The 26433-nt window shown below is 36.2% G+C and carries 23 protein-coding genes, 2 tRNA genes and 1 pseudogene; 7 read left to right on the top strand and 19 right to left on the bottom strand.

Annotation, left to right across the window (positions count from 1 at the left end):
- Positions 1-12: 12 nt before the first annotated feature.
- Positions 13-1077: an LPS export ABC transporter permease LptG gene (lptG, locus tag GYM74_RS05410; protein ID WP_220219464.1), complete on the top strand. Its 1065-nt coding sequence runs from the start codon at positions 13-15 to the stop codon at positions 1075-1077.
- A gap of 110 nt (positions 1078-1187) precedes the next feature.
- On the opposite strand, the gene msrB is transcribed toward lptG, so the two are convergent.
- From msrB to msrA, 3 genes are read right to left on the bottom strand one after another with little or no spacing between them, the layout of a single operon-like run.
- A complete protein-coding gene (gene msrB, locus GYM74_RS05405; RefSeq protein ID WP_220219463.1) occupies positions 1188-1625 on the bottom strand; it encodes a peptide-methionine (R)-S-oxide reductase MsrB in 438 nt (145 codons plus the stop codon).
- A gap of 58 nt (positions 1626-1683) precedes the next feature.
- On the bottom strand, positions 1684-2202 hold the full coding sequence (locus tag GYM74_RS05400; RefSeq protein ID WP_220219462.1) for a cytochrome b: 519 nt from the start codon (positions 2200-2202) through the stop codon (positions 1684-1686).
- 14 nt (positions 2203-2216) lie between these two features.
- A complete protein-coding gene (msrA, locus tag GYM74_RS05395; protein ID WP_220219461.1) occupies positions 2217-2753 on the bottom strand; it encodes a peptide-methionine (S)-S-oxide reductase MsrA in 537 nt (178 codons plus the stop codon).
- Between the two features lie 156 nt (positions 2754-2909).
- Between msrA and GYM74_RS05390 the strand changes: the two genes are divergently transcribed.
- Positions 2910-3182 (top strand): DksA/TraR family C4-type zinc finger protein, encoded by a 273-nt coding sequence (locus GYM74_RS05390; protein ID WP_220219460.1) that lies wholly within the window; start codon positions 2910-2912, stop codon positions 3180-3182.
- Between the two features lie 69 nt (positions 3183-3251).
- Here GYM74_RS05390 and GYM74_RS05385 read toward each other — a convergent pair whose 3' ends face one another.
- Positions 3252-3908, bottom strand: coding sequence for a DUF421 domain-containing protein (locus GYM74_RS05385; RefSeq protein WP_220219459.1), 657 nt, complete (start codon positions 3906-3908; stop codon positions 3252-3254).
- Positions 3909-4509: 601 nt separating this feature from the next.
- Here GYM74_RS05385 and GYM74_RS05380 point away from each other — a divergent pair.
- A complete protein-coding gene (locus GYM74_RS05380; RefSeq protein WP_220219458.1) occupies positions 4510-4875 on the top strand; it encodes an ester cyclase in 366 nt (121 codons plus the stop codon).
- Between the two features lie 401 nt (positions 4876-5276).
- Here the strand turns inward: GYM74_RS05380 and GYM74_RS05375 are convergent, their stop codons facing one another.
- The 5 genes from GYM74_RS05375 to erpA all read right to left on the bottom strand — a co-directional run bounded on the left by GYM74_RS05375 (position 5277) and on the right by erpA (position 8659).
- Positions 5277-6446 (bottom strand): DUF3829 domain-containing protein, encoded by a 1170-nt coding sequence (locus GYM74_RS05375; RefSeq protein WP_220219457.1) that lies wholly within the window; start codon positions 6444-6446, stop codon positions 5277-5279.
- A gap of 237 nt (positions 6447-6683) precedes the next feature.
- A tRNA-Gly gene (locus tag GYM74_RS05370) sits at positions 6684-6759 on the bottom strand.
- A gap of 18 nt (positions 6760-6777) precedes the next feature.
- Positions 6778-6865, bottom strand: a tRNA-Leu gene (locus tag GYM74_RS05365).
- 142 nt (positions 6866-7007) lie between these two features.
- Positions 7008-7907 (bottom strand): AraC family transcriptional regulator, encoded by a 900-nt coding sequence (locus tag GYM74_RS05360; protein WP_220219456.1) that lies wholly within the window; start codon positions 7905-7907, stop codon positions 7008-7010.
- 413 nt (positions 7908-8320) lie between these two features.
- Positions 8321-8659 carry an iron-sulfur cluster insertion protein ErpA gene (gene erpA / locus GYM74_RS05355; RefSeq protein WP_220219455.1) on the bottom strand — a complete coding sequence of 113 codons (339 nt, stop codon included), beginning with the start codon at positions 8657-8659 and terminating at the stop codon, positions 8321-8323.
- A 158-nt stretch (positions 8660-8817) separates the two neighbouring features.
- Here erpA and hemL point away from each other — a divergent pair, with 158 nt between their 5' ends.
- Positions 8818-10110: a glutamate-1-semialdehyde 2,1-aminomutase gene (hemL, locus tag GYM74_RS05350; protein WP_220219454.1), complete on the top strand. Its 1293-nt coding sequence runs from the start codon at positions 8818-8820 to the stop codon at positions 10108-10110.
- Positions 10111-10180: 70 nt separating this feature from the next.
- Positions 10181-10657 carry a thioredoxin-dependent thiol peroxidase gene (gene bcp, locus GYM74_RS05345; protein WP_220219453.1) on the top strand — a complete coding sequence of 159 codons (477 nt, stop codon included), beginning with the start codon at positions 10181-10183 and terminating at the stop codon, positions 10655-10657.
- Positions 10658-10696: 39 nt separating this feature from the next.
- Here bcp and GYM74_RS05340 read toward each other — a convergent pair whose 3' ends face one another.
- Positions 10697-11782 (bottom strand): AI-2E family transporter, encoded by a 1086-nt coding sequence (locus tag GYM74_RS05340; RefSeq protein WP_220219452.1) that lies wholly within the window; start codon positions 11780-11782, stop codon positions 10697-10699.
- A gap of 48 nt (positions 11783-11830) precedes the next feature.
- Positions 11831-13357 carry a helicase HerA-like C-terminal domain-containing protein gene (locus GYM74_RS05335; protein ID WP_220219451.1) on the bottom strand — a complete coding sequence of 509 codons (1527 nt, stop codon included), beginning with the start codon at positions 13355-13357 and terminating at the stop codon, positions 11831-11833.
- 109 nt (positions 13358-13466) lie between these two features.
- Here GYM74_RS05335 and GYM74_RS05330 point away from each other — a divergent pair, with 109 nt between their 5' ends.
- On the top strand, positions 13467-13682 hold the full coding sequence (locus GYM74_RS05330; RefSeq protein ID WP_220219450.1) for a YdcH family protein: 216 nt from the start codon (positions 13467-13469) through the stop codon (positions 13680-13682).
- A gap of 453 nt (positions 13683-14135) precedes the next feature.
- Here GYM74_RS05330 and mgtA read toward each other — a convergent pair whose 3' ends face one another.
- The gene (gene mgtA / locus GYM74_RS05325) at positions 14136-16844 is read right to left on the bottom strand and encodes a magnesium-translocating P-type ATPase (RefSeq protein WP_220219449.1); all 2709 of its coding nucleotides are present in this window, start codon (positions 16842-16844) and stop codon (positions 14136-14138) included.
- Positions 16845-17544: 700 nt separating this feature from the next.
- On the opposite strand from mgtA, the gene GYM74_RS05320 reads away from it, so the two are divergent.
- Positions 17545-18312: a hypothetical protein gene (locus tag GYM74_RS05320; protein ID WP_220219448.1), complete on the top strand. Its 768-nt coding sequence runs from the start codon at positions 17545-17547 to the stop codon at positions 18310-18312.
- Between the two features lie 105 nt (positions 18313-18417).
- Here GYM74_RS05320 and GYM74_RS05315 read toward each other — a convergent pair whose 3' ends face one another.
- The 7 genes and pseudogenes from GYM74_RS05315 to hutW form a co-directional block, all read right to left on the bottom strand.
- Positions 18418-20310: a DNA topoisomerase III gene (locus GYM74_RS05315; protein ID WP_220219447.1), complete on the bottom strand. Its 1893-nt coding sequence runs from the start codon at positions 20308-20310 to the stop codon at positions 18418-18420.
- A gap of 624 nt (positions 20311-20934) precedes the next feature.
- Complete coding sequence (gene zntB, locus GYM74_RS05310; RefSeq protein ID WP_220219446.1) at positions 20935-21939, bottom strand: zinc transporter ZntB; 1005 nt, start codon at positions 21937-21939, stop codon at positions 20935-20937.
- A gap of 87 nt (positions 21940-22026) precedes the next feature.
- The gene (locus tag GYM74_RS05305; RefSeq protein WP_220219445.1) at positions 22027-22812 is read right to left on the bottom strand and encodes a heme ABC transporter ATP-binding protein; all 786 of its coding nucleotides are present in this window, start codon (positions 22810-22812) and stop codon (positions 22027-22029) included.
- Positions 22813-22815: 3 nt separating this feature from the next.
- Entirely contained in the window at positions 22816-23778 is a 963-nt protein-coding gene (locus tag GYM74_RS05300; RefSeq protein WP_220219631.1) for an iron ABC transporter permease, read from the bottom strand.
- A 65-nt stretch (positions 23779-23843) separates the two neighbouring features.
- Positions 23844-24482, bottom strand: coding sequence for an NAD(P)H-binding protein (locus GYM74_RS05295; RefSeq protein WP_220219444.1), 639 nt, complete (start codon positions 24480-24482; stop codon positions 23844-23846).
- A 14-nt stretch (positions 24483-24496) separates the two neighbouring features.
- Entirely contained in the window at positions 24497-24997 is a 501-nt protein-coding gene (hutX, locus tag GYM74_RS05290; protein ID WP_220219443.1) for a heme utilization cystosolic carrier protein HutX, read from the bottom strand.
- A gap of 125 nt (positions 24998-25122) precedes the next feature.
- A pseudogene (gene hutW / locus GYM74_RS05285) lies at positions 25123-26427 on the bottom strand (heme anaerobic degradation radical SAM methyltransferase ChuW/HutW); the annotation flags it as partial.
- Between the last annotated feature and the right edge of the window lie 6 nt (positions 26428-26433).

Below are 26433 nucleotides of genomic sequence, written 5' to 3'. Positions count from 1 at the left end.
AGGAGAAAAGGGATGTTTTCGATTTTAGATCGCTATATTGGTAAAACTATAATAAGTACAATCGGACTTTGCCTGTTTTTATTAATCAGCCTATCGGGCATTATCCGTTTTATCGATCAGCTTAGAAAAATTAAAGTTGATTATGATGCTTTTTCTGTCGGTATGTATACATTGTTAATGGTGCCTAAAGATTTGGAAATATTTTTCCCTATGGCGGCACTGTTAGGCGCGTTAATCGGCTTAGGTATTTTGGCGTCCCGTAGCGAACTTATCGTTATGGAAACATCGGGATTTAGTCGTTTTAAAATTGCTTTGGCGGTAATGAAAACCGCACTACCCTTAGTTATTTTAACCATGGCTATCGGTGAATGGGTCGCACCCATTAGCGAACAAACCGCACGCAATATGCGTTCAGAAAAGCTTTATGGCAATTCGTTAATGGCTGAACAAGGCAGTTTATGGGCTAAAGATGGTAATGATTATGTGTATATCGGTCATGTTAATAATGACAGTTCGATAGCCAATATTGATATTTATTCAGTGGGTAACAATAAGTTGCTCTCGATAACCCATGCGGTTAGCGGTGTGTTTAAAGACGGTGTTTGGACGTTAAATCAACTTGAAAAGAATGATTTAACTAATCCAAATCAGATCACCAATGTCAATATGCTCTCTATGGAGTGGAAAACCAATATTACGCCCGATAAATTGAGCATTGTGGCTTTCGATCCCGATTCTTTGTCGGCTTCCGGTCTTTATCAATATTCCCAATATTTAAAAAGCTCCGGTCAAGACACCAAATATTATGATCTGCTGTTTTGGAAAAAGATGATTAAACCCGTTTCTGTAGCCGTTATGATGCTGTTGGCTTTATCGTTTATATTTGGTCCTTTACGTAGTGTATCTATGGGGATTAGGGTGATTATTGGGATTAGTTTTGGATTCTTGTTCTATATTGCCGACAATCTTTTTGCGCAAATTAGTATTGTTTGGGGCGTCTATCCGGTGGTTGGCTCGCTTCTAACCAGTTTGATCTTCCTGATAATCAGTTACATCTTATTTAAGCGCAAAAACTAAGTTAAATTTTACTATTGGAAGAATTTAAGGTTAGTTTGCTTATTACGCTAATTTTGGTATTTCCCCCTCCTATCACCCAATGAGAGCATGATAGGAGGCGGGTTGGCTAGCTATTTAAATAGATGCAGATATTCGCCATAACCTTTTGCTTCTAACTCATCTTTCGGAATAAACCGCAACGCAGCAGAGTTAATGCAATAGCGTAAACCACCTAACGTTTTCGGACCGTCGTTAAAGACATGCCCCAGATGCGAATCGGCTTGCTGTGATCTCACCTCTATGCGGCGCATACCGTAGCTGTTATCCTCTTTTTCGATGATACTGTCATTGTTGATTGGCTTAGCAAAACTTGGCCAACCACAGCCAGAATCAAATTTATCTGTCGAGGTAAACAGTGGTTCACCCGATACCACATCAACGTAAAGCCCTTCTTGATGATTGTCATTAAACTCGTTTTCAAATGGCGGCTCTGTCCCATTTTGTTGAGTGACATGATATTGCATAGGACTTAGCGCTGAAACGGCTTTTTCTTTCAATAATTTATTCATAACCCACCTATCTTACGCAACTTAATTAATATGAATTAACTTAGGATCGTTAATCGCCCTATAACATCGATTGCAAAGCTTTATCTTTAACCCAAAAATAGTGATATAAAGCCCCGGCAATGTGTAACATCACTAATATGGCTAACAAATACGATCCCACTATATGAACAGAGTGAAAAAATCCATATAACCCATTGGGCATAGGTATAGCCGGTATGGAGATGAGGCCAAACACATTCAAAGCACGGCTACTCATAAGATACCCGGATAAGGGTAATATAAATAATAGAATATAAAGAAATCCTTGAGTTGATTTGGCTAAAATGCGTTGTAATTTCTTATTTTTAGGTAAGACATCCGGCACGCCGTCTTTACTAATGACAATCACACGCCATACGGTAAATAGGAAAACCACTACTCCTAGCGATTTATGCCATAAATAGATATTAGCCATGCCACCTAAAATAGGTGACAATGTCACTTTGAAGATTAATAACGCAACGACAATGACCACCAGTAACGCTGATAACCAATGGATCGTTTTTTGTTTACTGCTATATTGTGGATATTTCTGCATTGTTTTTTTCACTCTCATTTATTTTTATCAGCCCAATTTTTCGAGATAAAGGGTGCTCGACCCGATAACTGGTAATAACGATTATAATGTTCCGGTCGCTTTTTATAGTAATCTTGATGATATTCTTCTGCCGGATAGAATGCAACAGCCGGTTCGATTGCGACATTGATTGGTTGGGAAAAACGTTTGCTGGCAATTAATTTTTGTTTAGACTCTAAAGCCAGTTTATGTTGTGAAGGTGTATGATAAAAGATAACCGGGCGATAAGAATCCCCCCGATCAGCAAACTGCCCATTGGCATCGGTTGGGTCAATTTGTTGCCAAAATATATCAAGCAAGGCTTGATAGGTGATTTTGTTCGGATCAAATGTGATTTCTACCGCTTCAGTATGGCCGGTTGTTCCTTGACAAACTTGCTCATAAGTCGGATTAGGCACATGCCCGCCGGTATAACCAGAGACAACACTTATTACCCCCTCATATTTGTCAAACGGCTTAACCATACACCAAAAACAGCCGCCGGCAAATGTTGCTTTTTCATATTTTTGCATAAAGACCTCCGATAAAATAACCCATACCTTTTGAAATTAACGTTATCAGACTACTTTTATCATTCTAACTTTTCTTTTAAGCAATAATCCCCACTTGAAATTGTATAAATTATCACCATATTGATATTCAATATTCCTACACGGGAGGATTTGAATATGGCTAGTGGTTGGGCATCTGATGATGCTGTAAATCAACAAATTGAAGGTACCATTGCTGATGCTATCGAAAATGTTAGACGTCATTTAAACCAAAATACAAAGAGTGCCGATTTTTGTATTGAATGTGGTGAGCCTATTCCCGAAGCTCGCAAACAAGCGCTACCGGGTGTTCAATATTGCTTATCTTGTCAGCAAGAAATCGATAAACAAATTAGCAAAACCGCTACATTATATAATCGACGTGGCAGTAAAGATAGCCAATTGCGTTAGTATCAATGGATAGCAAGGTGGTTAACAATCCAAATCACCTTGCTACTTCATCTTATTGTACCAGTGATGTTATTTATTCGCCTCGCCATTACGCACTGAATCGTATGGATAAATCAGAAATTTGTTATCAAACCATTCTGCACAAAAGATGTCTTCAATCTTATCATAACCCTGTTTTTTGATTTCACTTTTCACCCAATCTTCAGATTTTTTTAGCTGTTCCAGATTATCATGACTGATTCCACCATTTTCGATAATCAATACCGCTATATCTTTTTCACCTTTCTTGATAATGGTTAATGAGCCATTTAATTCATACCAAACTTGTTTTAGCTGATCAAAAGAGGAGATACCTTGAATATTGACTAATGTCTCAAAGTCTCTGACCGGTAAATTAGCTTTTATAAAGTTATCACTCAATAGATTGCCGTTTTTCACCAATTGAATTGGCTCACCGTCAATGGCATCACGCAAACGGGAATTTTTTGATTTAATAAAGCGAATCAATATTAATAATCCCGCCCATATGGCAACTAATCCTGCCGATTCCCATGCAGAAACTGTTGGACTTAATAACGCTCCCCCGACTAACGCACCGATAACCATGCTACCGACCTGATCTAACTGAGACATTGGCGCTATTTGGCTTTTTCCGGATAATTTGACATAGATAAGTAATATTATTAAAGCTAACAAAAATTTTGGCGCCATTGATAATAAATACATGTCCTACCTCCAAGCTAAGATTTTATTATTCATTCCCGATAAATATGTTTTTAGAAAGATATGTACTGATATATGGAACAATAAAAATATGTGCAAATTGGAATATATTTAGTCACGATAAAATCAAACTATTTTTGCTGACGATTTTAAGCGCTGTAAGATCAGTTAGAACAGAAAACTTCTTTATTTTACACGAATTTGGATATTTTAAAATATCCTACTTACAATTGATATTGATTATATTGATGATAAATGCAGGTCAGTTGGGATTTTAATTAGATAAGTAAAATGATTTTATCGACGGTTAAAAATCATCAATTTATCGCTTTAATGGTTAAATAATTCCTGTCACAAGTTTTTTGTCGAAATCAACGTTAAAAATATAGCGAGCGGTCATAACGGGGTAAAAACTAGCTATTACGATTAGAAACAGGCATAATAGCTTTATCCTTATGGTAGTAAATCAGCTACTACATACCCGCAAGGGTGTATTAATAATTATCCTATCAACATCTGTCTTATTGAATTTTAATCTTTTTTGACACATTTAATTAATCGTTTTTTAATATTCTTTGTATGATTTTAATAAGGGGTACAGATTATGAAAAACAAGCAATTAGTTGAAAACTTCTTTAAAGATGTATTTATCAATGGCGATGTAGAGAAAATTAAACATTACGTCGCTGAAAACTATATTCAACACAATCCTCAAGTTAAAAATGGTTTAGACGGTTTTACTGAATTTTTTAAGTCTTATATTAAAAGTAAACCGAAATTTGACGTGATTAATATAAGTTGTGAAGCCGATATGGTTTATGTTTTTTATAAAACCACCATGCCCGATGGCTCGATTAGTAAAGTTTGTGATATTTACCGTGTTGAAAATAATAAAATTGCGGAACATTGGGATGTGATTGAATCGCATGTCGAAAAAATTAAATCGGTCAATCATAACAGTGTATTTTAGAAACAGGATTGCTAAAACAGATTTTTAAATCTCGCCTTTCGTGGAAGTTTACTTTGACATAAGCTTCCACGAAACCATGCGCAATTAGCTAACTATCAGTAAATTTTATCGGTGTTTCTAAAGTACTTTAAGCTTCTGTCAAAACAAAGGCTTAGCAAGCAATAAACCAGATATTTTAATAATACTTGCAGCCTAATAAAGCCAAATACCTCAATCAATTCCTGTATTTTTATTTAACATCTAAACGAATTTCAAGTTTCACTGCTTGTTTAGCAAATCATTTAATTTACTAGCTAATGGATCTCGAACTAAGTGTTACGGTAAAAAATAGCAATTTATTTCAGGTATTTAACCTAACTCATGGTAAACAACACACCTTAAAGGTACTGTTTGAAAACTAATTAAGGTTGATTGATACGGTCGTTATAACATTCGACTGCTTGATTATAATGTTCGACCATATACGTTGTTACCGCACGCGGATTATTTCTGATAGCGCGATAATCACCAATAAAATCTTCTAAATATCTTATCATCGAGCTAAATCCTACAATATTTCTACCGTTTTTTTCAGCAATTTGTAGCTCATTTTGTAGCTTGTCGAGTCTGTCCTCTAACAGCGCTAAATATTCATTGGCTTTAGTGATTTTTTCTTTATCCTGAAAATCTTCAAGATAGTCAAATTGCGCTAAAATTTGTTCGCCATAATTTAAACACTCTTCAGCATAAAGTTCTAAGGTTCGACCCTGCTTTTTAAATAACTCTAGACTTAATTTACTTTGCTCATATGCCAACTGTTGGACAGAGGCAGAAAATTGATTATAAAGTTGGTTTGCTTTTAAATAATCTGGCGTAAAAGTCGCCATTAACTCTTTTCCTTTTGCCCCATTATCATCTTCAAAACGTCTGGTGGAGTTATATTTTTCCAGTTCAGCCCAAATCGGTAAAAGCTCATCTAGCGTTGCGATTAGATTACGAGCATGAGTATCTACCGGTTCAATCGGAATCGGATTTTTAGTTAAAGTGGCAATCAAGCTTTGGCGTAACCTTTCGTAACCTCTGGAGTTTAAAAGCAGTGAGGATTCAATAACGCGATAGTTCTTATTTTCAATCCCCTGCTTTATTTTCTCTACCCTATCAGACCAAACCGATAAACCAGCACTTAGGCGTCTACTGTGCTGGTTTGTCGCATCGATATAGTTAGATACTTTCTGAGTTATTTGATACGCTTTTTGTTCTTCAGTTAAATTAGCTGTTGCTGTTGCCGTTGTTTGAGCTGGCTCCACAATCTTTTGAGTATCAAGTTTAACAATATTAGTAATGTTGTCCTGTTGTTTAGTATTTTCAACGTCTTGTTTAATATTTGCGTCGCTTTGTTTAGTATTTACGACATTTGGTTCGGTGTTTACGACTGCATTATCATCAAAAGAATCATCAGATAAATTGATATCATAAGAATTAATTGAAGTTGACACATTAGATTTTTCCGAAACATCATTATTATCACCTTCATCACAACCAGTCAAAGCCAGCACATTAATCACTAATGCTAATAATAATTTTTTTTCCAAAATCTTATCCTTTCAAGCGAATTAAAACTTAAGTTTTGCGTAAAGCATTTATTGTTTATTAGAATTATTGAAAATTCAAGTAGATTATTTTATAAACACTAATTATTTGTGATCCAGATCAGTAATCGGTGTTTTTTGTCGTGCATAAATTTGGATTTTCTCGAATGTTTTGAGAAAACTAGTACAACTGGCAGTTAGCTCGGTTAACGTTTAGGAGATTAAGTAAGGCTTGTTAATTGGAGCGGGAAACGAGGTTCGAACTCGCGACCTCAACCTTGGCAAGGTTGCGCTCTACCAACTGAGCTATTCCCGCATAAGAGATGATTAATAATGGTGCCCGGGGCGAGACTTGAACTCGCACGGCCAAAAAGGCCGAGGGATTTTAAATCCCTTGTGTCTACCGATTTCACCACCCGGGCTCAAAACTGGTTACGTAAGGTAATTCGCTTTGAATGCTGTGCATTTTACCTATCTAAATTTCAACGTCAATAAAAAAATGAAAATAATTGATTAACTGCTCAATGTTTGTCTGATTTGGCCTCTATTCGACCTTGTTTTGATTTAATATCGTTTTTTGAGCATATCATTATTCGGCGAAGCCCCAAACTGGCGTTTGTATTCTCGACTAAACTGTGACTGGCTTTCGTAGCCGACTTGAAAGGCGACCGATTTCACATCTTTGCCTTCTTGAAGCATAAGGCGTTCAGCTTCATATAAACGTAACTGTTTTTGAAATTGTAAGGGACTTAGAGTTGTGACTTGACGAAAATGGCGATGAAAGGTTGAGCTCGACATATTCACTAACTTTAATAAGGTATCAACATCAAGTGGCTGAGTGTAGTTATTGCGTAGCCAGTTAATCGCTTTGGCTATCTGCTTAAGGTTTGCCCCTTTTAGATTGGAAAATCGTAGACTTTGACCCAATGGACTGTTAAGCAAATAATAATGAAGTTCTTTGATAAGCAGTGGCGCAATAAAGCCTATACTTTGGGGCTGTTCGAGCAACTCAATTAGGCGCAAAAACGTATCAATAATTTGATGTGTTGCTGTAGAGACGACCACCGCTGATGTGGGTTTATTTGTCGCTAAGTCAGGTTTTATTGCCATTTCGCTAAGTAATTGACTGATGATGTGCTTATCAAGTTTTATTGATATTGAAATAAAAGGATCTTTTGGCGTAGCGCCCGAAATATGAAATACTCCCGGCAGATCGACCCCAACAACCATACATTGGCCTTGACCATAATTGAATGTTTGATTTCCTATCATAGACCGCTTATGCCCCTGCACGACCATGGCAATCATTGGATGATAAAAACAGCTTTCAGGTGGTCTGTCATGGTCATAACGAGATATCATTAATCCCGGAATATCTGTGGAGAGTCGAGCTTGTTGCGGTAGTAGTTGCAAAATCTTCTGTTTTAAATAAGCATGCGTTTGTACCAACCGATCGTTATGCATTTCCCCCCCTTTGCCTCTCAGCTTTATGTTTTAGATCTTATTATCAAGCCAATTAAACGTTTAGTTGCCATAATTAATTTATTGATGACGTTAAGCAGCAACTATTTGTTGTTGCCATTGGTTAATCTATTTAATAGCAGGTAGTGAACAAAAGATAACATGATAAAGCATGCATTCGAAGATCTGATCTTTTCAAATCTATGCACAAAACAATCATTCAATTTGAGTATGTCACAGCTTGATTAATTTCAATCGGATAAGATCAACCTATTTAAAGATACAAATGAATAAACCTAATAGATTAATTTAAATCAATAATAATCTTTCAGCGTTAACTTAATTAATATGGATAAATCAGCTACAGAAACACATGGTTTCTGAGCCTTTAGTAAGATAAGAAGAGAAAAAGAATACTACACGCTAAAAGATGATCCACAGCCACAAGTTGTTGTTGCATTGGGATTATCAACAACAAAACGCGATCCTTGTAGACCTTCAACATAATCAATCGTTCCACCAACTAAGTATTGTAAACTCATTGGGTCAATAACTAGTGAAACGCCATTTTTTTCGATTGACAGATCATCTTCGTTTACTTTTTCATCAAAAGTAAAGCCATACTGAAACCCACTACAACCACCGCCAGTGATGTAGACACGTAATTTTAGATTAGGGTTTTCTTCTTCTGTGACTAGTGATTTAACTTTATTTGCAGCAGCATCAGTAAAGTTAATCGGTAAAGCATCGCTCATTTGATTCTCCTAATAGTTATACTGTCATATTATATACTGTTGGCAAATGAAAATACAAAATGAAAACTTCTATCAGATAAATTTATTAAAGCTTGCTTGAATTAAATTCAATTTTATGAATAAATACATCAACCTTTTCTTTAGAGAATGCCAATATCATGCAAAATACTTTAAAATCTGAAAAGCTTTATCATCAAGCATTATCCTTTATGCCGGGCGGTGTAAATTCGCCAGTTCGGGCTTTTAACGGTGTTGGTGGTACGCCAATATTTATTGAGCGGGCTAACGGTGCTTATATTTATGATGTCGATGAAAAAGCCTATATTGATTATGTCGGCTCTTGGGGTCCAATGATTTTAGGTCACAATGATCCGGATGTGGCTAACGCAGTTATTAAGGCTGTTCATCAAGGTCTGAGCTATGGCGCCCCCACGGAAATTGAAACAAAGGTTGCTGATCTTGTCACCCAGTTAATGCCGTCAATTGAGATGTTACGTATGGTCAACTCCGGTACAGAAGCCACCATGAGCGCAATTCGCGTTGCTCGTGGTTTTACCGGTCGAGATAAAATTATCAAATTTGAAGGCTGCTATCATGGTCATGCGGATTATTTATTAGTTAAAGCCGGTTCCGGCGCCCTTACCTTTGGTCATCCAACATCGCCAGGTGTTCCGCATGATTTTGTTAAACATACTTTAGTTTGTGATTATAATGACTTAGCCTCCGTCGAGCGCCAATTTGAACAATATCCGGATGATATTGCAGCCATCATTATTGAGCCAGTAGCCGGTAATATGAACTGCGTACCGGCCAAAAAAGAATTTTTACATGGTTTGCGATCGTTATGTGATAAATATGGCGCTTTGTTAATTATTGATGAAGTGATGACAGGATTTAGAGTTGCATTAGGCGGAGCGCAAGAGTATTACGATATCACCCCGGATTTAACCTGTTTAGGCAAAATTATTGGTGGAGGAATGCCAGTTGGCGCATTTGGTGGTCGAGCGGAAATAATGCAACAATTAGCGCCGACAGGTCCAATCTATCAAGCCGGCACCCTTTCCGGCAATCCGGTAGCAATGGCTGCGGGATATGCAACTTTAAACAAATTGAACGATGTGGGGATTTATCAACAATTAGCGGATAAAACAGCATCACTGGTTAACGGGCTGTCAGATGTCGCCCGGAAACATAATATACCATTAGTAACCAATCATGTGGGCGGTATGTTTGGCTTATTCTTTACAACTGCTTTAGAAGTAACCTGTTATCAAGATGTTATGCAATGTAATGTTGAAATATTCAAAAAATTCTATCATCATATGCTATCTGAGGGTGTTTATTTTGCTCCTTCAGCATTTGAAGCAGGTTTCATGTCACTTATGCATACAGATAGAGAAATTAATCACACCATTGATGCGGCAAGTCGTTTTTTTAGTAATATTAAATGAATTAATGACACAGAGTTTTTAATACCAAATAGAGATTAAAATTTTAAACTATTAACATAGGTAATAATTTATGGTTAATCCACTAAAAGAAGGTGAAAAAGCACCTCAATTTTCTTTACCAGATCAAGATGGGGAGCTAATAAGTTCTAAAGATTTTAAAGGTCAACGTATTTTAATCTATTTTTATCCCAAAGCTATGACGCCTGGTTGTACTATTCAGGCTTGTAATTTACGTGACAGTTCTGATGAATTGAAAAAATATGATGTCGTTGTTATTGGCATTAGTACCGATAAACCGGAAAAGTTGTCACGTTTTGCAGATAAAGAGTTATTAAACTTTACCCTTCTTTCAGATGAAAATCATGAAGTCTGTCAAGCATTTGGTACTTGGGGGGAAAAGGAATTCATGGGGAAAACCTATGACGGTATTCATCGAATCAGTTTTTTAATTGGTAAAGACGGTAAAATAGAAAAAGTCTTCGACAATTTTAAAACCGCTGATCATCATACCGTTGTGTTAGATTATCTTAAATCGCACGCAAAATAGCATCTTATTGCATCACGAATGATAAAGCAGATTAGCCCACTAATCTGCTTTTATTTTTTGATTAATCTTATGGATTTCTTCAGGATTTGGCCAAGCATTAATAATGGCTTTTACTAATGTCGCTAACGGTATTGCAAAAAAGACCCCCCAAAATCCCCACAAACCACCAAAAATAATTACCGCTAAAATGATCACTAATGGGTGCAAGTTAAGTTTTTCCGAGAAGAGATAAGGCACTAATAAATTACCGTCTAATGCTTGAATAAGCACATAGAAGAACATTAAATAGCCAAATTGAGCAGTCAGCCCCCATTGGAACAAGGCGATTAAAACGACCGGAATACTGGAAATAATAATTCCAATATAAGGGATTAAAACTGATAAACCAACGCCTACAGCCAATAACAAGCCATAATCCAGCCCAAAATACCAAAACGGAATATAAACGCTAATGGTTAAAATAAGGATATGTAAAACATTACCGACTATATAATTTGATATTTGCATATCCATTTCAGAAGCAACTTTATTTAAAACTGTTCTATTTTTGGGCAATATCACTGAGCAGTAACCCCAAATTTTAGTTTTATCTTTCAGTAAGAAAAACATAATAATTGGGATTAAAACAGCATTAATCGCGACTGAAACTAAGCTAAACAAAGAAACAATTGAAAATTGTAAAAGCGAATTACCGGTTTGGACAAATTTACTGGTGATACCTTGAATAATTGAATCAAACAATCCTACATCAATCAGTTCCGGATAGTGTTCCGGTAGCGAGGTCAGTAAGTTATTAACAAAATTAAGCATGTTAGGGATATTGGTGATTAAGCTGATACTTTGTTGCCAAATTAAGGGAACTAAAATCATAAATCCAGCTAACACCAGCATCACAAATACTAATAAAACAATGATGACTGCAAACGTGCGTGGTATATTCTTTTTATGTAAATAATTGACCGGTCTATCAAGTAGATATGACAACACGATAGCAATTAGAACGGGCAAAAGAATTTTATGAAAGAAGTAGATTATAAAAAATAAAATCAGGATAACAAACATTAACGATACAACATGGGGATCGCTAAATCGTTTTTTATACCATTGCATAAACATTTTAAACATCTACAAACTCCTATTTTGTAAATAATTTTTATTATTATTTAATTATATTTATTTTTTTATGCCGCCTAATATACCACGACTAATTTGCCGACCAACATTATTTATTATCTGTCTGGTTGCGCTTTTGGCTACTTGTTGAACAACGCCGTCATGTTGCCCACCTTTTGGGCCATTCCAACCAAAAAATAGCGAACGAAGAAAATCGACCACACCACCATGATTGTTCTGTTGATCGGTGTTAGCCTCATCAGCATTGGTATTTGGCTCATTAGTATTCGCGTTAGCAACTCCGTTAACGTTAAATCCATCCCTAATTTTTTCGTAAGCGGATTGACGATCAATCGTTTGCGAATATTTATTATAAAATGGCGATTGATGAATAATAGATAATTGGTCATCTAAAGGCATTGGTCCCATTTTTGAGCCAGGGGCAATAATAAATCCACGTTCAACCATATTGGGGCGCCCTTTTTCATCGAGAAACGAGATTAAAGCTTCACCTACACCTAAGTCCATTATGGCTTTTTCGGTATCGAAATTTGGATTAGCCCGCATAGTTTGCGCTGCAACTTTAACTATTTTTTGATCTTTAGGGGTGAAGGCACGTAAGGCGTGTTGTACTCGATTGCCTAACTGCCCAAGTACAGTATCGGGGATATCGGTCGGATTTTGGGTAGCAAAATAGACGCCAACGCCTTTTGAACGAATTAAACGAACAACTTGTTCAATTTTTTCTAATAAAGCCGGTGAAATATCATTAAATAGCAGGTGGGCTTCATCAAAAAAGAATACCAATTTCGGTTTATCCAAATCGCCCACTTCTGGCAGATGTTCAAACAGTTCGGAAAGTAACCATAGTAAGAACACCGAATATAATTTTGGTGAATTATATAACTTGTCAGCTGCCAGTATATTGATAACACCATGACCTTGTGCATCTACTTGCAGCAGATCGGCGATATCTAACATAGGTTCGCCTAAGAAATATTCTGCGCCCTCTTGTTCAAGGGTCAATAAGCCCCGTTGGATAGCACCAATTGATGATGAGGAGATATTACCGTATTGAGTTATGAATTTTTTAGCATTATCGCCGACAAATTGAACGAGTGTGCGCAGATCTTTAAAATCGATCAATAATAAGCCATTATCGTCAGCAATTTTAAATACCAGTTGTAAAACGCCGGATTGTATATCATTAAGATTTAATAATCGAGCCAGTAATACCGGGCCAATATCAGACACCGTACTACGAACAGGTATCCCTTTTTCACCAAAAACATCCCATAATGCAATAGGCGATACAACTGGAGACCAATCTTTAACGCCAATGTTTTCTAACCGAGATTGCAATTTTTCCGTTAATTCACCTTTTAAGCCAATGCCGGTTAGATCGCCTTTTACATCAGCTAAAAAAACAGGAACGCCAATTTGTGAAAAACTCTCAGCCATTTTTTGCAAAGTCACCGTTTTACCTGTACCAGTTGCACCGGTAATTAAACCATGACGGTTAGCTAATGAAGCAAGAATATAAAGATCTTTGCCATTACTTTTGGCAATAACAATTGATTCACTCATGGGTTAAATCCTCATAAAAATTGCTATTAAAACAATTGAGAATATTGTAAGCTGAAACAGTAATAACTGCTAATGTTATTATTTTCACTCACCTGATTAAGGAGTAGCTATGTTTCCTGAATACCGCGATTTAATTTCTAAATTAAAAAATACCGATTTACGTTTTCAAAAACTGTTTGCTGAACATAATGAACTGGATCAAAAAATTAAAAATATTGAATCTGGCATTGCTGTTGATACATCTGAATCGATTGAGACGCTAAAAAAGCTTAAGCTTAAATTGAAAGATCAGCTCTATGAAATACTGAAAAAAGCCTCATCATAGAAGGTTTGTTTATTGTAATAATGCACCCACCATTATAGTAAAGTTTATTCGTGCATTAAATAGAGTGAAAACTGGTTTATGTTTAATTGACTTTGTTGATATTTAAAAAAACCCACATCAGGGGTTTTTTAATCATTAATATAATAAAATATAAATTTTAACTGATTATTTAATACGTTTCTCTTGCGCTTTTCTTTGTTTGCGATTTTTAATGAGCACGATTAAATTTTTATGTGGTGTTTTCATTTTTGATTCCTTTTATCGTTATTGTTATAGATGAAAATAATAAGCTACAAAGCAATGAGTTTTGATTTGTGCTTAAAACTTGTCGGGTCATAATCAAAAATTATCTTTTTGTAAGTTAAGATAACTTTAACATAAAACCTCGTTTTTTGATATGTTTAAGTTTATTTAGGTAAGCAACCATGTCACTTACCTAATGTTTCACAGTATTTAGAACCATTGTCCGAAACGTTTAATATAAATTCGTTTCATCAATTGAGCCACAACACAATAACTGAGTAAAGTGGCGACCAACCATGGGAAATAGGACCATGGCAACGGTTCAAGACCAATTAGGCTTCCCATTGGTGAGAACGGAATATAGATCCCTACTGCCATAATTAGCATTGTCATCACAATGACCGGGAAAGCAGCGGTACTTTGAATAAATGGAATTTTTTGCGTCCGTAACATATGTACAACTAATGTTTGTGACAATAAACCTTCGATAAACCACCCGGAATGGAATAGCGATTGTGCTTCAACACTATTTGCACCAAATACAAACCACATTAACGCATAAGTAGTAATATCAAAAATAGAGGATGTTGGACCAATCCAAATCATAAATCTTTTGATATTTTGTGCATCCCATTTACGTGGTTTTTGTAAAAACTCATCATCCATTTTGTCCCATGGTAATGATAGTTGTGAAATATCATACAATAGATTTTGAATTAATAGATGAATTGCCAGCATTGGTAAAAATGGTAAAAAAGCACTGGCAACTAACACTGAGAAAATATTTCCAAAGTTAGAACTTGCCGTCATATTTAAGTACTTCATGATATTACCAAAGGTTTCACGACCACAAACTACGCCTTGTTCTAAAACCATTAAGCTTTTTTCCAGCAGGATAATATCGGCCGACTCTTTGGCGATATCGGTTGCGGTATCGACCGATATTCCCACGTCAGCATCTCTTAATGCCGGTGCATCATTAATACCGTCGCCTAAAAAGCCTACTGTATGACCATTTTCTTGTAATAAACGTATAATGCGTGATTTTTGTAACGGTGTTAATTTAGCAAAAATCGTGCGCTGTTCAATTTGCTCTTTAAGTTGAGCATCATCCATTTTCTCAATTTCAGCGCCTAACAGTGGTACACCAGGTTCAAGTCCTACTTCACGGCATACTTTAATTGTGATAATTTCATTATCACCTGTTAACACTTTTACCCCAACACCATGTTCATTTAATGCAGATATAGCCTCGTAAGCACTCTCTTTCGGTGGATCGAGGAAAGTAAGGAAACCACGAATTGCTAACGCTTTTTCATCTTGAACACTGTATTGGTCTTTAGCATCATGACCTGCGATATCTTTCACACCAACGGCTAACACTCTAAAACCATCTCGATTGTAATTATGCGCAAGTTCAATTAACGCTTGTTTACGTTCTTCGTTTAATGGTAGATATTGACCATTTTCGTAAACGTAACTGGATATTGAAAGCATCTCTTCAACGGCGCCTTTACAGATCATTAAATGGTTGTCCCCGCCATTTTGTACAACGACAGACAAGCGACGTCGAACAAAGTCAAACGGTAACTCGTCGATTTTTTTGTATAGTCCAACGCCTACTTTTTTAACGTTGGTCTTTTCGTCAGCAAAACGGATGATAGCTTTATCCATTAAGTTTTTCATGCCGCTTTGATAATAGCTATTTAACCATGCAAGCTCTAATACGCTTGGATCTAATTGTCCGTTAATATCCAGATGATGTTCCAAGATAATTTTATCTTGTGTTAATGTACCGGTTTTATCAGTACATAAAATGTCCATGGCGCCAAAGTTTTGTATCGCATTTAAACGTTTAACAACGACTTTACGTTTTGCCATTCCAACTGCACCTTTGGCTAGGTTGGCGCTGACAATCATTGGTAACATTTCAGGTGTTAAACCAACCGCAACAGCAAGTGCAAATAGCGCAGCTTCGCCCCAGTCACCTTTGGTAAATCCATTAATTAAAAGCACAATCGGTACCATAACAAGCATAAAACGGATAAGTAACCAACTTACACTATTTACCCCTCGATCGAAGGAAGTCTCAGCGCGAGAGCCAACAATCGATTTAGCTAATGATCCAAAATGGGTATCAGAGCCGGTCGCCACAACAATAGCGGTTGCTGTACCACTCACCACATTTGTGCCCATAAAACAGACATTATTGACATCAAGTATATTATCTTTTGATATTTCAGATGAATTAACTTCATCAGATGTTTTTTGTGTCACCGCTCCCAATGTGTCATATTTTTCAACGGGTATAGATTCACCTGTTAATACTGCTTGGCTAACAAATAGATCGCGTGACTCGATTAATCGAATATCAGCCGGTATCATATCTCCGGCAGATAAATAGACAATATCACCCGGTACTATCTCATTAAGTGGTAATTCATAGCGTTCAGGGTTCATATCTTTATGCGGTCGTCTTAACACAGTTGCCGTTGTACGAATCATAGATTTCAATGCTTCAGCCGCTTTGTTTGATCTGAACTCCTGCCAAAATCTTAATAATCCACTAAGGGTAACCATTATTAAAATAATAAAAATACCTGTAACATCGGTTTCTTCACCTTTTTGTAGTGGTAACCAATAATCCGTCACAAAGCTTACGATAGCTAATACGAGTAAAACAAATATAAAGGGATTATTAAATGCCATAAGTAACTGCATAAAAGCACTTGGGACTTTTTCTCTGGCAACTTCATTTTTGCCATATGTTTCAATGCGAGCTTGAGCATTTTCTTGCGTCAATCCGGACAGGCTTGACTGAAATTTAGCTAAAATAGTTTCTAAGCTATTTTGAGCTTCATCGAGTGCTTTAACCCCTAAATTGTTTTCTGCTTTAACTTTTGATGTGTTTTTAATCATCTTGCGTACCTATATCTAATCTTATTTTTAGATAAAAAAATCCTGCTCATCGTTGAGGTGACAACAATGAGTAATCGAAATGGGTAATTAATCTAAATTAAATGCAAAGCAAAACTAGCGATGTACGCTATTGCTGCACATACAATTAATTTAATGAAATAATTAATTAAGAATTAGATACAACTCGGCGGTTCTAATTGTTTTTGTGATAGATGTAAAATACACAGCATTAAAGTTTGTGCGCATTTAAGTTTTGAGTTTGTGTGATAGCGTGTACAAAATTGCATATCGTTCACCGTTACCGTTTTTATCAATCTCGGCTTGTGAACTGAAAAAATGATTATTTAGACAGGTTCATTAACCGACAATGATTTGATTGAATTTATCGCCCCCGCAAATGGGGTGACCCGAATGAGTGTCCATATTTCTCCTGTAAATTGAACTCTACGCCTTGGATTTCAACTTTTCTTAACCCTCATTTTTAACCACCGTCATCGTTAAAAAAGTAAGAAAAGCTCGAAGGCGTGCAAGTTATACGCCTTTGAACGTAAGAAGTCAACCGATTAAATAAAAATGTAGAAGCATTTGCTTAAAAACAGCACTTATAGTTAGATAATACAAGCTTTCATGACAGAATCATTACAAGTTTTACTTTATTTCAGTTACAATTGTCATATAACGATTTATTTGGGAATTAACAATGGAACTAAACGAATTACTTACAGATAATTGGTTCAACTTATTTATCATTTTTGTACTTTCGCTAATCGCTTTTATTTTTAGTAAACGCCGTACGATCAACTACTTTGATAACCTTATTAAGTACACAGATATTTTAGAAAAAGCCCCACAACCCAAATATCAAAAAGATTACTTAAATAATATTAAAAGGAAACTACTTTGGGAAAAAGTCTGTTTTTTTGATGTGGGTAACATTAATAAAGAGCGTATTGCTATCTCGCTAGTCAATGCTGATATCAATAATATTATTGAACTCACTCAGCTCAATTTGCTAACCCAATACTTTAGCATTAAAAACAACAAAATTAATCCCATTAATCCATTGTTGATAAAAGAGATAATCCTAATTCTAGTTGCATCATTCTTTGGTGTTTTTGTGATCATCTCTAACCTTTTTACTATCTTTGGTTCACATAAGATTGTTAATGTCATTATTGCTATTTTAGCTATCTTTATCATCATGATTATATTAGCACAGTTTGCATCCGGACCTTTCAAACGACTTAATATCTATCGATTGATTCTTAAAGATCGTTCTTTTTTAACACGTGCCAATAACGTGTTATCCGAAATGCTTCCAAAATCAAATCAAACTGTCACAATAAATTTAGATAAGTTAAAAGTGAAAGGCGAAGAAAACAAAGAAAAAGACAATAAACAAGAACAAGACCCAAAACAAGAGCACGAACAAGAACAAGAACAAGAACAAGAACAAGACAATCAATAAATTTATCATTTTTTGCAAAATAAGATTAATGCAAAAACTAGTTAAATAAACAAGGATAACGGAGTTAAAGATAAGCTACTTTGTTATCCTTTTTTAATATGGGGATCAGTTACCAATTTTCAATCTTGAGTTTTTCAACTGCCCAACCAGTGACAAAAGTGAAACATTGAGTTGATGCATAAACTGTTGATAAGAGAACTCTTTTTTGCTGATCTCATCAAGTTGCATCTCCCAATGGGCAGTCATATCCGGCATAGACATCATCTCTGGCAATGACAAAATAAGATTGCGGCCAACAGGTGTTGATCGAATTGTTTTACCTTGTCTGGTTAAAAATTGCCTTTTAAATAGCAGTTCAATTATTCCCGCTCTGGTCGCTTCAGTACCTAAGCCGTCTGTTTCACGTAATATTTTCTTTATTTCGGGATCTTTAACAAAGCGCGCAATCCCTGTCATTGCAGAAAGTAAGGTAGCATCGGTAAATGGTTTTGGTGGTTGGGTTTCTTTGCTTAACAGTTCGGTATCAACACACTGCACTGACTCGCCTTTTTTTACCAGTTTAGTTAACACTCCGCTCGATTCATTATTTGGGTTATCATTGTCGCTTTGATAGTTTTTGCTACGAAACAAGACTTTCCAACCTTCATCAAGCATTTGGTTAGTTTTGGAGATAAATTTTCCACCGACAATATCAACATCAATTTGTAATTCAGCATATTTATAAGCCGGATAAAACTGTGCCAGATATTGGGTGGCGATAACTTGATAAACCGCCTTTTCATTTTCAGTGAGGTTTTCCATTCTTGCTTTGCGCAAGGTAGGGATAATTGCATGGTGCGCCTCAACTTTTTTATCATTCCATGTTTTAGTACGTAAGGTAAAATCAGCATTATCAATAGCCGTTTTTAGCTCAGGACAATTATTTTCAATCGCAGATTTTACCCCATTAATTTGATCAATATGTTCTTGCGGTAAAAACCGGCAATCCGATCTGGGATAGGTGATTAATTTATGTTTTTCATATAACGCTTGGCAAATATCGAGCACATCTTGCGCACTTAAGCCATTTTTTTTCGCCATTTCGATCTGTAAGGCAGAAAGGTTAAATGGCAAAGGTGGTGCAAGCTCTTTCTTTTTGTTACTCACTTTTTCAACAGTGCCTGTTTGATTGATAATTCTTTGACAGACATTTTCTGCTAATGCTTTAACCAGAACTCGCCCTTCTTCATCTTGATAAGGTGCACAAGCTTCGCTAGGTTGCCACTTTGCCTTGAACTTTTCATTATGCTCAGTTTCTAAAACAGCATAAACTTCATAAAATGGTTTTGGGACAAATTGTTCAATATCGATATCACGCCGAACAACTAAACCCAAAATAGGAGTTTGAACACGTCCAATTGATAATACGCCTCGATACCCACTTTTTTGCCCTACAATTGTACAAACACGGCTCATATTTATACCATAAAGCCAATCGGCTCTCGCTCTCGCTAAGGCCGAAGTGGACAGTGGAATAAACTCTTGGTTACTTCGTAACTGTTGTAATGATTTTTCAACCGCACTAGCATTTAAATCACTGATAAGACAGCGCTGGATTGATTTACGTTTCGTATCGGGTAACTTACAGTAATTTAGTACTTCATCCACCAATAGTTGCCCTTCTCTATCCGGGTCACCCGCGTGAACAATCTGATCGGCTGATTTGATCAGATCAACTAAAATATTAAACTGTTTTGCTGTGTTGCTTTTTGGCATTAATATCCATTTTTCAGGGACAATTGGTAGATCATTAACTTGCCACTTTTTATAACGTTGGTCATAAACCTCTGGCGTCGCTTGTTCAAGTAAATGCCCAATACACCAACTGACAATATCACCATTGCCGGCTTTGATAAAGCCATTCCCTTTTTGATGAGGTTTTGGCAATACATCCGCAATAGCCCTTGCCAGACTAGGTTTTTCAGCAATAAAAAGACGATAGGATTGATTTGATTGCATAATTATTAGTATAAATCATTAATGTTAGACAATTTAAGCACGTTAGGATTTAGCAAAGCTATCACCTTATTTGTTCTATAAAAAACCGGATAATACCTATCCCGGCAAGCTGATATTTGACCTAGCAGACCAAATAATGCGCTGAGTGAAATCAATTAAAGCAAGTTTATATTGTATTTGAAACTTTATGGCGTTAATTTTATGGTCGATACAACGGTTATAGGCGAAATAAAATAATGCACCAGTAGCAATAATATTATCCTTCAAAATAGTCAATCCTTTCCCAATATTGCAAATTCTGCCTAAGACGGTGAATTGTTACATAACTCTTTCGCCCATTCAAGCCCGATAATTTGTTGATAATCATTTTTAATCATTGATTTAATCGATGACATCAGACTTTTTTGAGTTTCTATTTTGGGCTTTAAATAAAAATAATCAGTCACTGTCTAAAAGAGTGAGTATGTCGATATTCATTTAAACAATGTTACTGTTTTTTAAGGCTTCCTTGCCAATTAGTTTGAATTAAAAATTAATGCCTATTGGTGAATAAAATTTTATAAAGGGATTTTTCAAAACTTCATAAAATTACAATCTAATTTGGTTCAAGAAAATTAGCAATGATTACCACCATTTTTTAAATTTGAGCCAAATCGCCGATACAATACTAATGATTAACAGGAGCAATATTAGTCCTATAAATGACCATTGGTGTTCACTAAATGGAATACCGGCCAAATTTACCCCAAGCAGGCTTGTGATAAAAGTTATCGGTGTAAAAATAATGGTAAAGAGCGACATTAAATAGATGCGTTTATTAGTCGATTCAGCCAAAAAGCTATTAATTTGTTCCATAATAGATGCTAAACGCAATAAACAGCTGTCGATATCTGAGACATAGTGGCTTTGTTGATTAGAGATATCATGCAACCGTTGTCGATCATTATCATCGATCCAAGATATTCGTTCGGTTGAGATTTTAACGAAAATGTCTCGCTGGGGCGATAACAATCTTCGTAATACAATTAACTGTTTTCGCACCCGACCAATTTCTTTATGTGAAAAGATACGCTGATTTAATACTAAATCCTCAAGTTTAATAATTTTATTATGGACACTGTCGAATGATAAATTTACTTGATCACTAATTAGTTCTGAAATCTGTATTAACCAGTCTGCAACATCAACCGGTCCGATACCTTTCTCTAAATTATCTTTTAATTGGAAAATAGCTTCGATTTGCTGATGTCTGGTTGATATGATTAAGTTATCAGTAATAAAGAAGCGAAAAGTTACGATAGGATCAGGTAATTCGTTCGGGGTAAAATTCACCCCTTTTAACACCACCAAAATACCCGAATCAAAGCGTATTTCTTTTGGGATTTGATTCGGTTTGATTAATTCATTTTTGACGATATTTGGAATTAAATTTGTGCTGTTTATCCATTTAATGGTTTGTGGTTTAGCAAAATCTAAATGGATCCAGCAAGGCTGTTGGGTCGTTGCTTTACTGTTTGCGGTTAACGCTAAAGCTTTACCTTTTCCATCTAATTGACAACAAAAAACAGGCTCCGCTGCTAGCAATTTTGAAACTAAAACTGAACTTTCATCGTTATCGTTAGTCATCATTAGCCCCATTTTTTAAGTTTTTATTATTATATACTGATTTTGAACGAAAATGGAGCTAGCAATCAATGCCAATAATTTTTGATCTCATTAGGGGTTTAAATACACTTGTGGTACAGCAGAATTATTCGGATGTGAAAAAATCCCTAATTCTACCCCATACCAATGATTAATATTTTTTTCTGTTAGCACTTCTGCCGGTGTGCCTTGTTCTACAATTTTACCTTGATTGAGCAATATAATTTTATCCGCATACAAAGCCGCTAAATTAAGATCATGTAAAATACAACATACTGCTAATTTTTGTTCCTTAGCAAGCCGTTTTAATAAGCGCAACGTGTGTTGTTGATGATATAAATCCAATGCTGAAGTCGGCTCATCTAAAAAGAGAATTTTTTCGCTAGGTTCGGGTTGCCACAACTGTACTAATACTCTTGCTAGCTGTACCCGTTGTTGTTCTCCGCCGGATAAACCGCGATAATCCCGATCGGCTAATGATATGCAATCGGTTTGGCGCATGGCATCTTCAATTGCTTCATTAAAATTGGCTTTTCCGTATGGCGCTCTGCCCATTGCAATCACCTCCCTTACTTTAAATGGAAAGGTTAATTGGCTTTGTTGAAGCATGACAGTTCTTATTTTTGCTAACGCTTTGGTTGACCATTGTGATAATGGTTTATTTTGTAAATAGCATTGACCAGATGAAGGCTTTTGATATCCGGTTAACAGACGTAATAACGTTGATTTTCCTGCGCCATTAGGGCCAATTATAATGACAATTTCACCTGCCTTGATATCTAAAGACACATCATTAATTATCATTCGTTCGCCATAACCAAATGTTAGGTTTTTAGCGCATAATATATCATAGTTCATCGATTATTTATGCCTCAAGATAAGCCAAAGAAAATAAGGACCACCAATTAAACTGGTAAATAATCCAACCGGTATCTCAATTGGGGCAACCAGTGTTCTTGCTAACGTATCGGCAAGTAATAATAAACAAGCACCGCCCAAGGCTGAACCGGGCAGTAACCATTGATGATTTGCGCCAATTCGCAAACGGATCATGTGTGGCACAACTAATCCAACAAAGGCAATAATGCCACTGACTGCAACAGCCGTACCAATTAGTACTGCGCATAGCAATAGTAAATAACGTTTTATACGCTGGACATTAATTCCTAAGTAGTGAGCATCTTCATCACCCAGCTGCAATATATTGAGTTGATGAGATAGCTTAAAAATACAGATTAGCGCAGGAACAATTAATGACATGGCAACTAATACCAAATCCCAAGAACCTTTACCTAAATGCCCCATTGACCATAATGAAAGTTGTCGCAATTGAGATTCGTCACTGATATAACTTAAGCATCCCATTACAGCGCCAATAATGGCATTAATGGCAACGCCTAATAACACCATTTTGGCTAAGTTACATTGCTCTTGTAGGCTATAAAGATAAATTAAAAGACAAATAAATAGGCTACCTAAAAATGCGGCAACCATTTTGCCATATAGCATCATGATCGGTGGAAAAATTGTCGGAAACAGTATTGATAATCCAACCATTAAGCTGGCACCACTACTAATACCTAACAAACCTGAATCAGCCAATGGGTTTCTAAATAACCCTTGCATGACCGCACCAGACGTTGCTAATGCCATGCCGACAATTACTGCTAAAATAATTCTTGGTAGCCGAATATTACACCAAATATTCCATAATGGATCATCAAATGACAGACTAGCCAATTGAAACACAGGTAACTTTAATGCACCTGAATTTGCAGAATAAATAATTAAAATCAAAAGTATGGCAGATAATCCCCATAACATTGATCGATGACTAGAATTGCGCACAGATGAACTCCATTTGTAATATTTCAGACTTTTTATAAATACTAAGAACTAACCGTTAAAGAGGGATCTACAACACTATAAGCGCAATTATCAAGTTGTTGATTAGCAATTTTATCAATAATTATTCTTGCTAGCTCTTGACGGTATACAAATCCATGAACTTCTTGTTGGAAATAACATTGCCCTTGCCCTGTTATTTCACCGTCACGGAGTCCACCTGGTCTTAAAATTAAGAAATTAAGCGCACTGGTTTGTAACCACACTTCAGCTAGTGATTTTTCCCGAACGGCATTACCAAATGCTTGTTTTGCACGTAAAGATAAGGTTGGCCATGAATCGCCACAACCAAGCGAAGTGACTAATACCATCTGTTTTATGCCTGCTTGTTGAGCGCAATCAATAATGACTCGCTGAGCAATATAATTACCGGTTTCACCCCCTAAGGTTGAGACAATTGTAGAATCGGTACCTGCTTTTTGACAAAGGTCGCTAACCAGTTCAACATAGGTTGCATCACCAACATAAGTTTCGATTCCTTGTTGAGACAATTGCTCTGCAAAAGCCGCATCTCTCACTAAAGCAATACAACGCCATTTGTCATAGCGTTGTTTAACTAATTGAGAAACTTGATAACCTGTTCCATGCTTTGGGCTAACGCCAAATATTAGTAATGTTTTCATGTGATTTTTAATAATTAGTTAATGTTTTTAGCTAAAGCTCTGAATTTTTCTAATTGGTCAGCTTTCAATTGATGTTTTTCATCTCGACCAACAAAAATTTTAAACATTGCTTGTCCATAATGATTAAGGAAAATCATTGATGCGGTAGACATTTTCATAAAGCTGCGTTCAATAAAAGCAATATGCTGACAATGTTCGGCTTTAATATGGCCACTTAATCCTTTTTGGTGACGTAAATTGAAATATTTTTGACTGTGTGTTCCCGGTGGTAATTCGCCGGAGATTTCAGCAATAATATCGCCATTATGGATTAAAAATAGCACATCGCCCCATGTGGCAACCTCAGCCCAAATTGTATCAAAGTGGCTACCATCAACAATTTTAGCATCTGGTAGGGCTTGAATTACTTGTGCTAACGGGACTTGAAAATCTTGTGCAATTTTTTCTAATAACTCTTCAGGATTTGATTGCATGTAAGTTGCAAGATTATCTAAATGCGTTTTTTTATCGACCATTGTAATATCCTTTAATTGTGTGATGTTGTTTCGATGTTCTGTTTATGCGAATGAAACTTAGGCATACCCTGCCCCGCTTGCATTGATTGTTTGGCCTGCGCCATTTTTTGTTGCAATTCGATATGTTCCGGATTATTCAGTTGTAATAACAATTGCTGTAAAGCCTGTAACAAGTTACTTGACCAAAAACGACCGGATAACGTTAGCCGTAAGCAGTGATCTTCATTTTGTAACAGACCATTTTGATGCCACTGTTTGATTAATGGATCGAATAATTCCACTTTATCGGTTAACTGGGTTAAATCAACCCGACCTTTTTCAATTCCTGCTTGTAATTGATATAACCATGAGCCGATTAAGGGCTTACCGGTTAACATCATCAGCGGCTTTTTACCATGATCGAGCTGTGCATAATACTGGTTTAAATCACGCTGAATCATAAATGATTGTCCTGCTAATTTTCCACCTGCGCATGATCCAAAAGCAAAAAAATGTGAGCCTTGTTTTATTAGAAAATTATATAAATTTCTTTCGCGACTGGTTTTAGCCCAATGGGCATTGGTTAAATGTGTCCATCCCTGTTTAGCCAGATAATTAGCGCCTTGCAAATAAAAATCACACTTATCCGTAATAGAAGGCAACACGATTCGCTTATTTTCTACCCCTTTAGCCAGTGGTGTGGTAGGTAAAAGGTTTAGAGAGTAAAGATCAACGCCGTCAAGCGGTAGACTATCTGCAATCTCTAAATCACGTTGCCAGCTCTCTGTTGTTTGATTTGGTAAACCAAACATTAAATCACAGACTAAGGCCACGCTATCACGTGAAGCAATGCGTTTAAACCCTTCAATAATTTGTTGTTCAGACGATTGGCGACCTAATCTTTGTCTTATTTCAGTATTAAAAGTTTGAATGCCAATTGAGAATCGATTGGCACCAGCCTCAATATAACTATCAATTCGTTCATCATCAAAATCTGAAATCCGCCCTTCAACCGTTATCTCACAATCGGGGGCTAATGGCGCATACTGCTTTAAATAACCGATCACCCGTGCTAGTTGCCCGGCAGCTAATGCAGATGGTGTACCACCACCAAAATAAACAGCATGGATCGGAGCTGATTGCATTGCGGGATTATTAATTTCAAGTGCAATTTCTTTTAATAAATAATCGACATATGTTTCAGTATTGAATTTACGCAATTGGTTTTGATAAAAACCACAAAATTGGCAATGGATATCACAAAAAGGGATATGTATATAAATCAGACGTTTTCGGCCTGCAAGATTGGATTTTTGTAGGTTATTCCATGTATTTTCTATCTCTTGAGGTGGTACTGGTAAACTTGCTTGAAGAGGCATTACAGCCCAACGATTTTTAAACGGTAAAACAGGATTTGAAGCGTAATACGCACTTACATCTAATGATTTCATAACAGC

The organism is Gilliamella sp. ESL0405 (assembly GCF_019469205.1).
Classification (GTDB): Bacteria; Pseudomonadota; Gammaproteobacteria; order Enterobacterales; family Orbaceae; genus Gilliamella.
Note: the sequence above shows the minus strand (reverse complement) of the source record. Positions and strands in the feature narration are given on the sequence as shown.

Coding starts and splice junctions, on each gene's coding strand:
- GYM74_RS05300 (WP_220219631.1), bottom strand. CDS start 23,778: ATGTTATGGGGATTATCTGCCATACTTTTGATTTTAATTATTTATTCT.
- msrB (WP_220219463.1), bottom strand. CDS start 1,625: ATGAATAAATTATTGAAAGAAAAAGCCGTTTCAGCGCTAAGTCCTATG.
- GYM74_RS05330 (WP_220219450.1), top strand. CDS start 13,467: ATGTTTCCTGAATACCGCGATTTAATTTCTAAATTAAAAAATACCGAT.
- GYM74_RS05400 (WP_220219462.1), bottom strand. CDS start 2,202: ATGCAGAAATATCCACAATATAGCAGTAAACAAAAAACGATCCATTGG.
- zntB (WP_220219446.1), bottom strand. CDS start 21,939: ATGATGACTAACGATAACGATGAAAGTTCAGTTTTAGTTTCAAAATTG.
- hemL (WP_220219454.1), top strand. CDS start 8,818: ATGCAAAATACTTTAAAATCTGAAAAGCTTTATCATCAAGCATTATCC.
- GYM74_RS05335 (WP_220219451.1), bottom strand. CDS start 13,357: ATGAGTGAATCAATTGTTATTGCCAAAAGTAATGGCAAAGATCTTTAT.
- GYM74_RS05295 (WP_220219444.1), bottom strand. CDS start 24,482: ATGAAAACATTACTAATATTTGGCGTTAGCCCAAAGCATGGAACAGGT.
- GYM74_RS05360 (WP_220219456.1), bottom strand. CDS start 7,907: ATGCATAACGATCGGTTGGTACAAACGCATGCTTATTTAAAACAGAAG.
- GYM74_RS05390 (WP_220219460.1), top strand. CDS start 2,910: ATGGCTAGTGGTTGGGCATCTGATGATGCTGTAAATCAACAAATTGAA.
- GYM74_RS05305 (WP_220219445.1), bottom strand. CDS start 22,812: ATGAACTATGATATATTATGCGCTAAAAACCTAACATTTGGTTATGGC.
- GYM74_RS05315 (WP_220219447.1), bottom strand. CDS start 20,310: ATGCAATCAAATCAATCCTATCGTCTTTTTATTGCTGAAAAACCTAGT.
- GYM74_RS05320 (WP_220219448.1), top strand. CDS start 17,545: ATGGAACTAAACGAATTACTTACAGATAATTGGTTCAACTTATTTATC.
- bcp (WP_220219453.1), top strand. CDS start 10,181: ATGGTTAATCCACTAAAAGAAGGTGAAAAAGCACCTCAATTTTCTTTA.
- msrA (WP_220219461.1), bottom strand. CDS start 2,753: ATGCAAAAATATGAAAAAGCAACATTTGCCGGCGGCTGTTTTTGGTGT.
- mgtA (WP_220219449.1), bottom strand. CDS start 16,844: ATGATTAAAAACACATCAAAAGTTAAAGCAGAAAACAATTTAGGGGTT.
- GYM74_RS05340 (WP_220219452.1), bottom strand. CDS start 11,782: ATGTTTAAAATGTTTATGCAATGGTATAAAAAACGATTTAGCGATCCC.
- GYM74_RS05385 (WP_220219459.1), bottom strand. CDS start 3,908: ATGTATTTATTATCAATGGCGCCAAAATTTTTGTTAGCTTTAATAATA.
- erpA (WP_220219455.1), bottom strand. CDS start 8,659: ATGAGCGATGCTTTACCGATTAACTTTACTGATGCTGCTGCAAATAAA.
- lptG (WP_220219464.1), top strand. CDS start 13: ATGTTTTCGATTTTAGATCGCTATATTGGTAAAACTATAATAAGTACA.
- hutX (WP_220219443.1), bottom strand. CDS start 24,997: ATGGTCGATAAAAAAACGCATTTAGATAATCTTGCAACTTACATGCAA.
- GYM74_RS05380 (WP_220219458.1), top strand. CDS start 4,510: ATGAAAAACAAGCAATTAGTTGAAAACTTCTTTAAAGATGTATTTATC.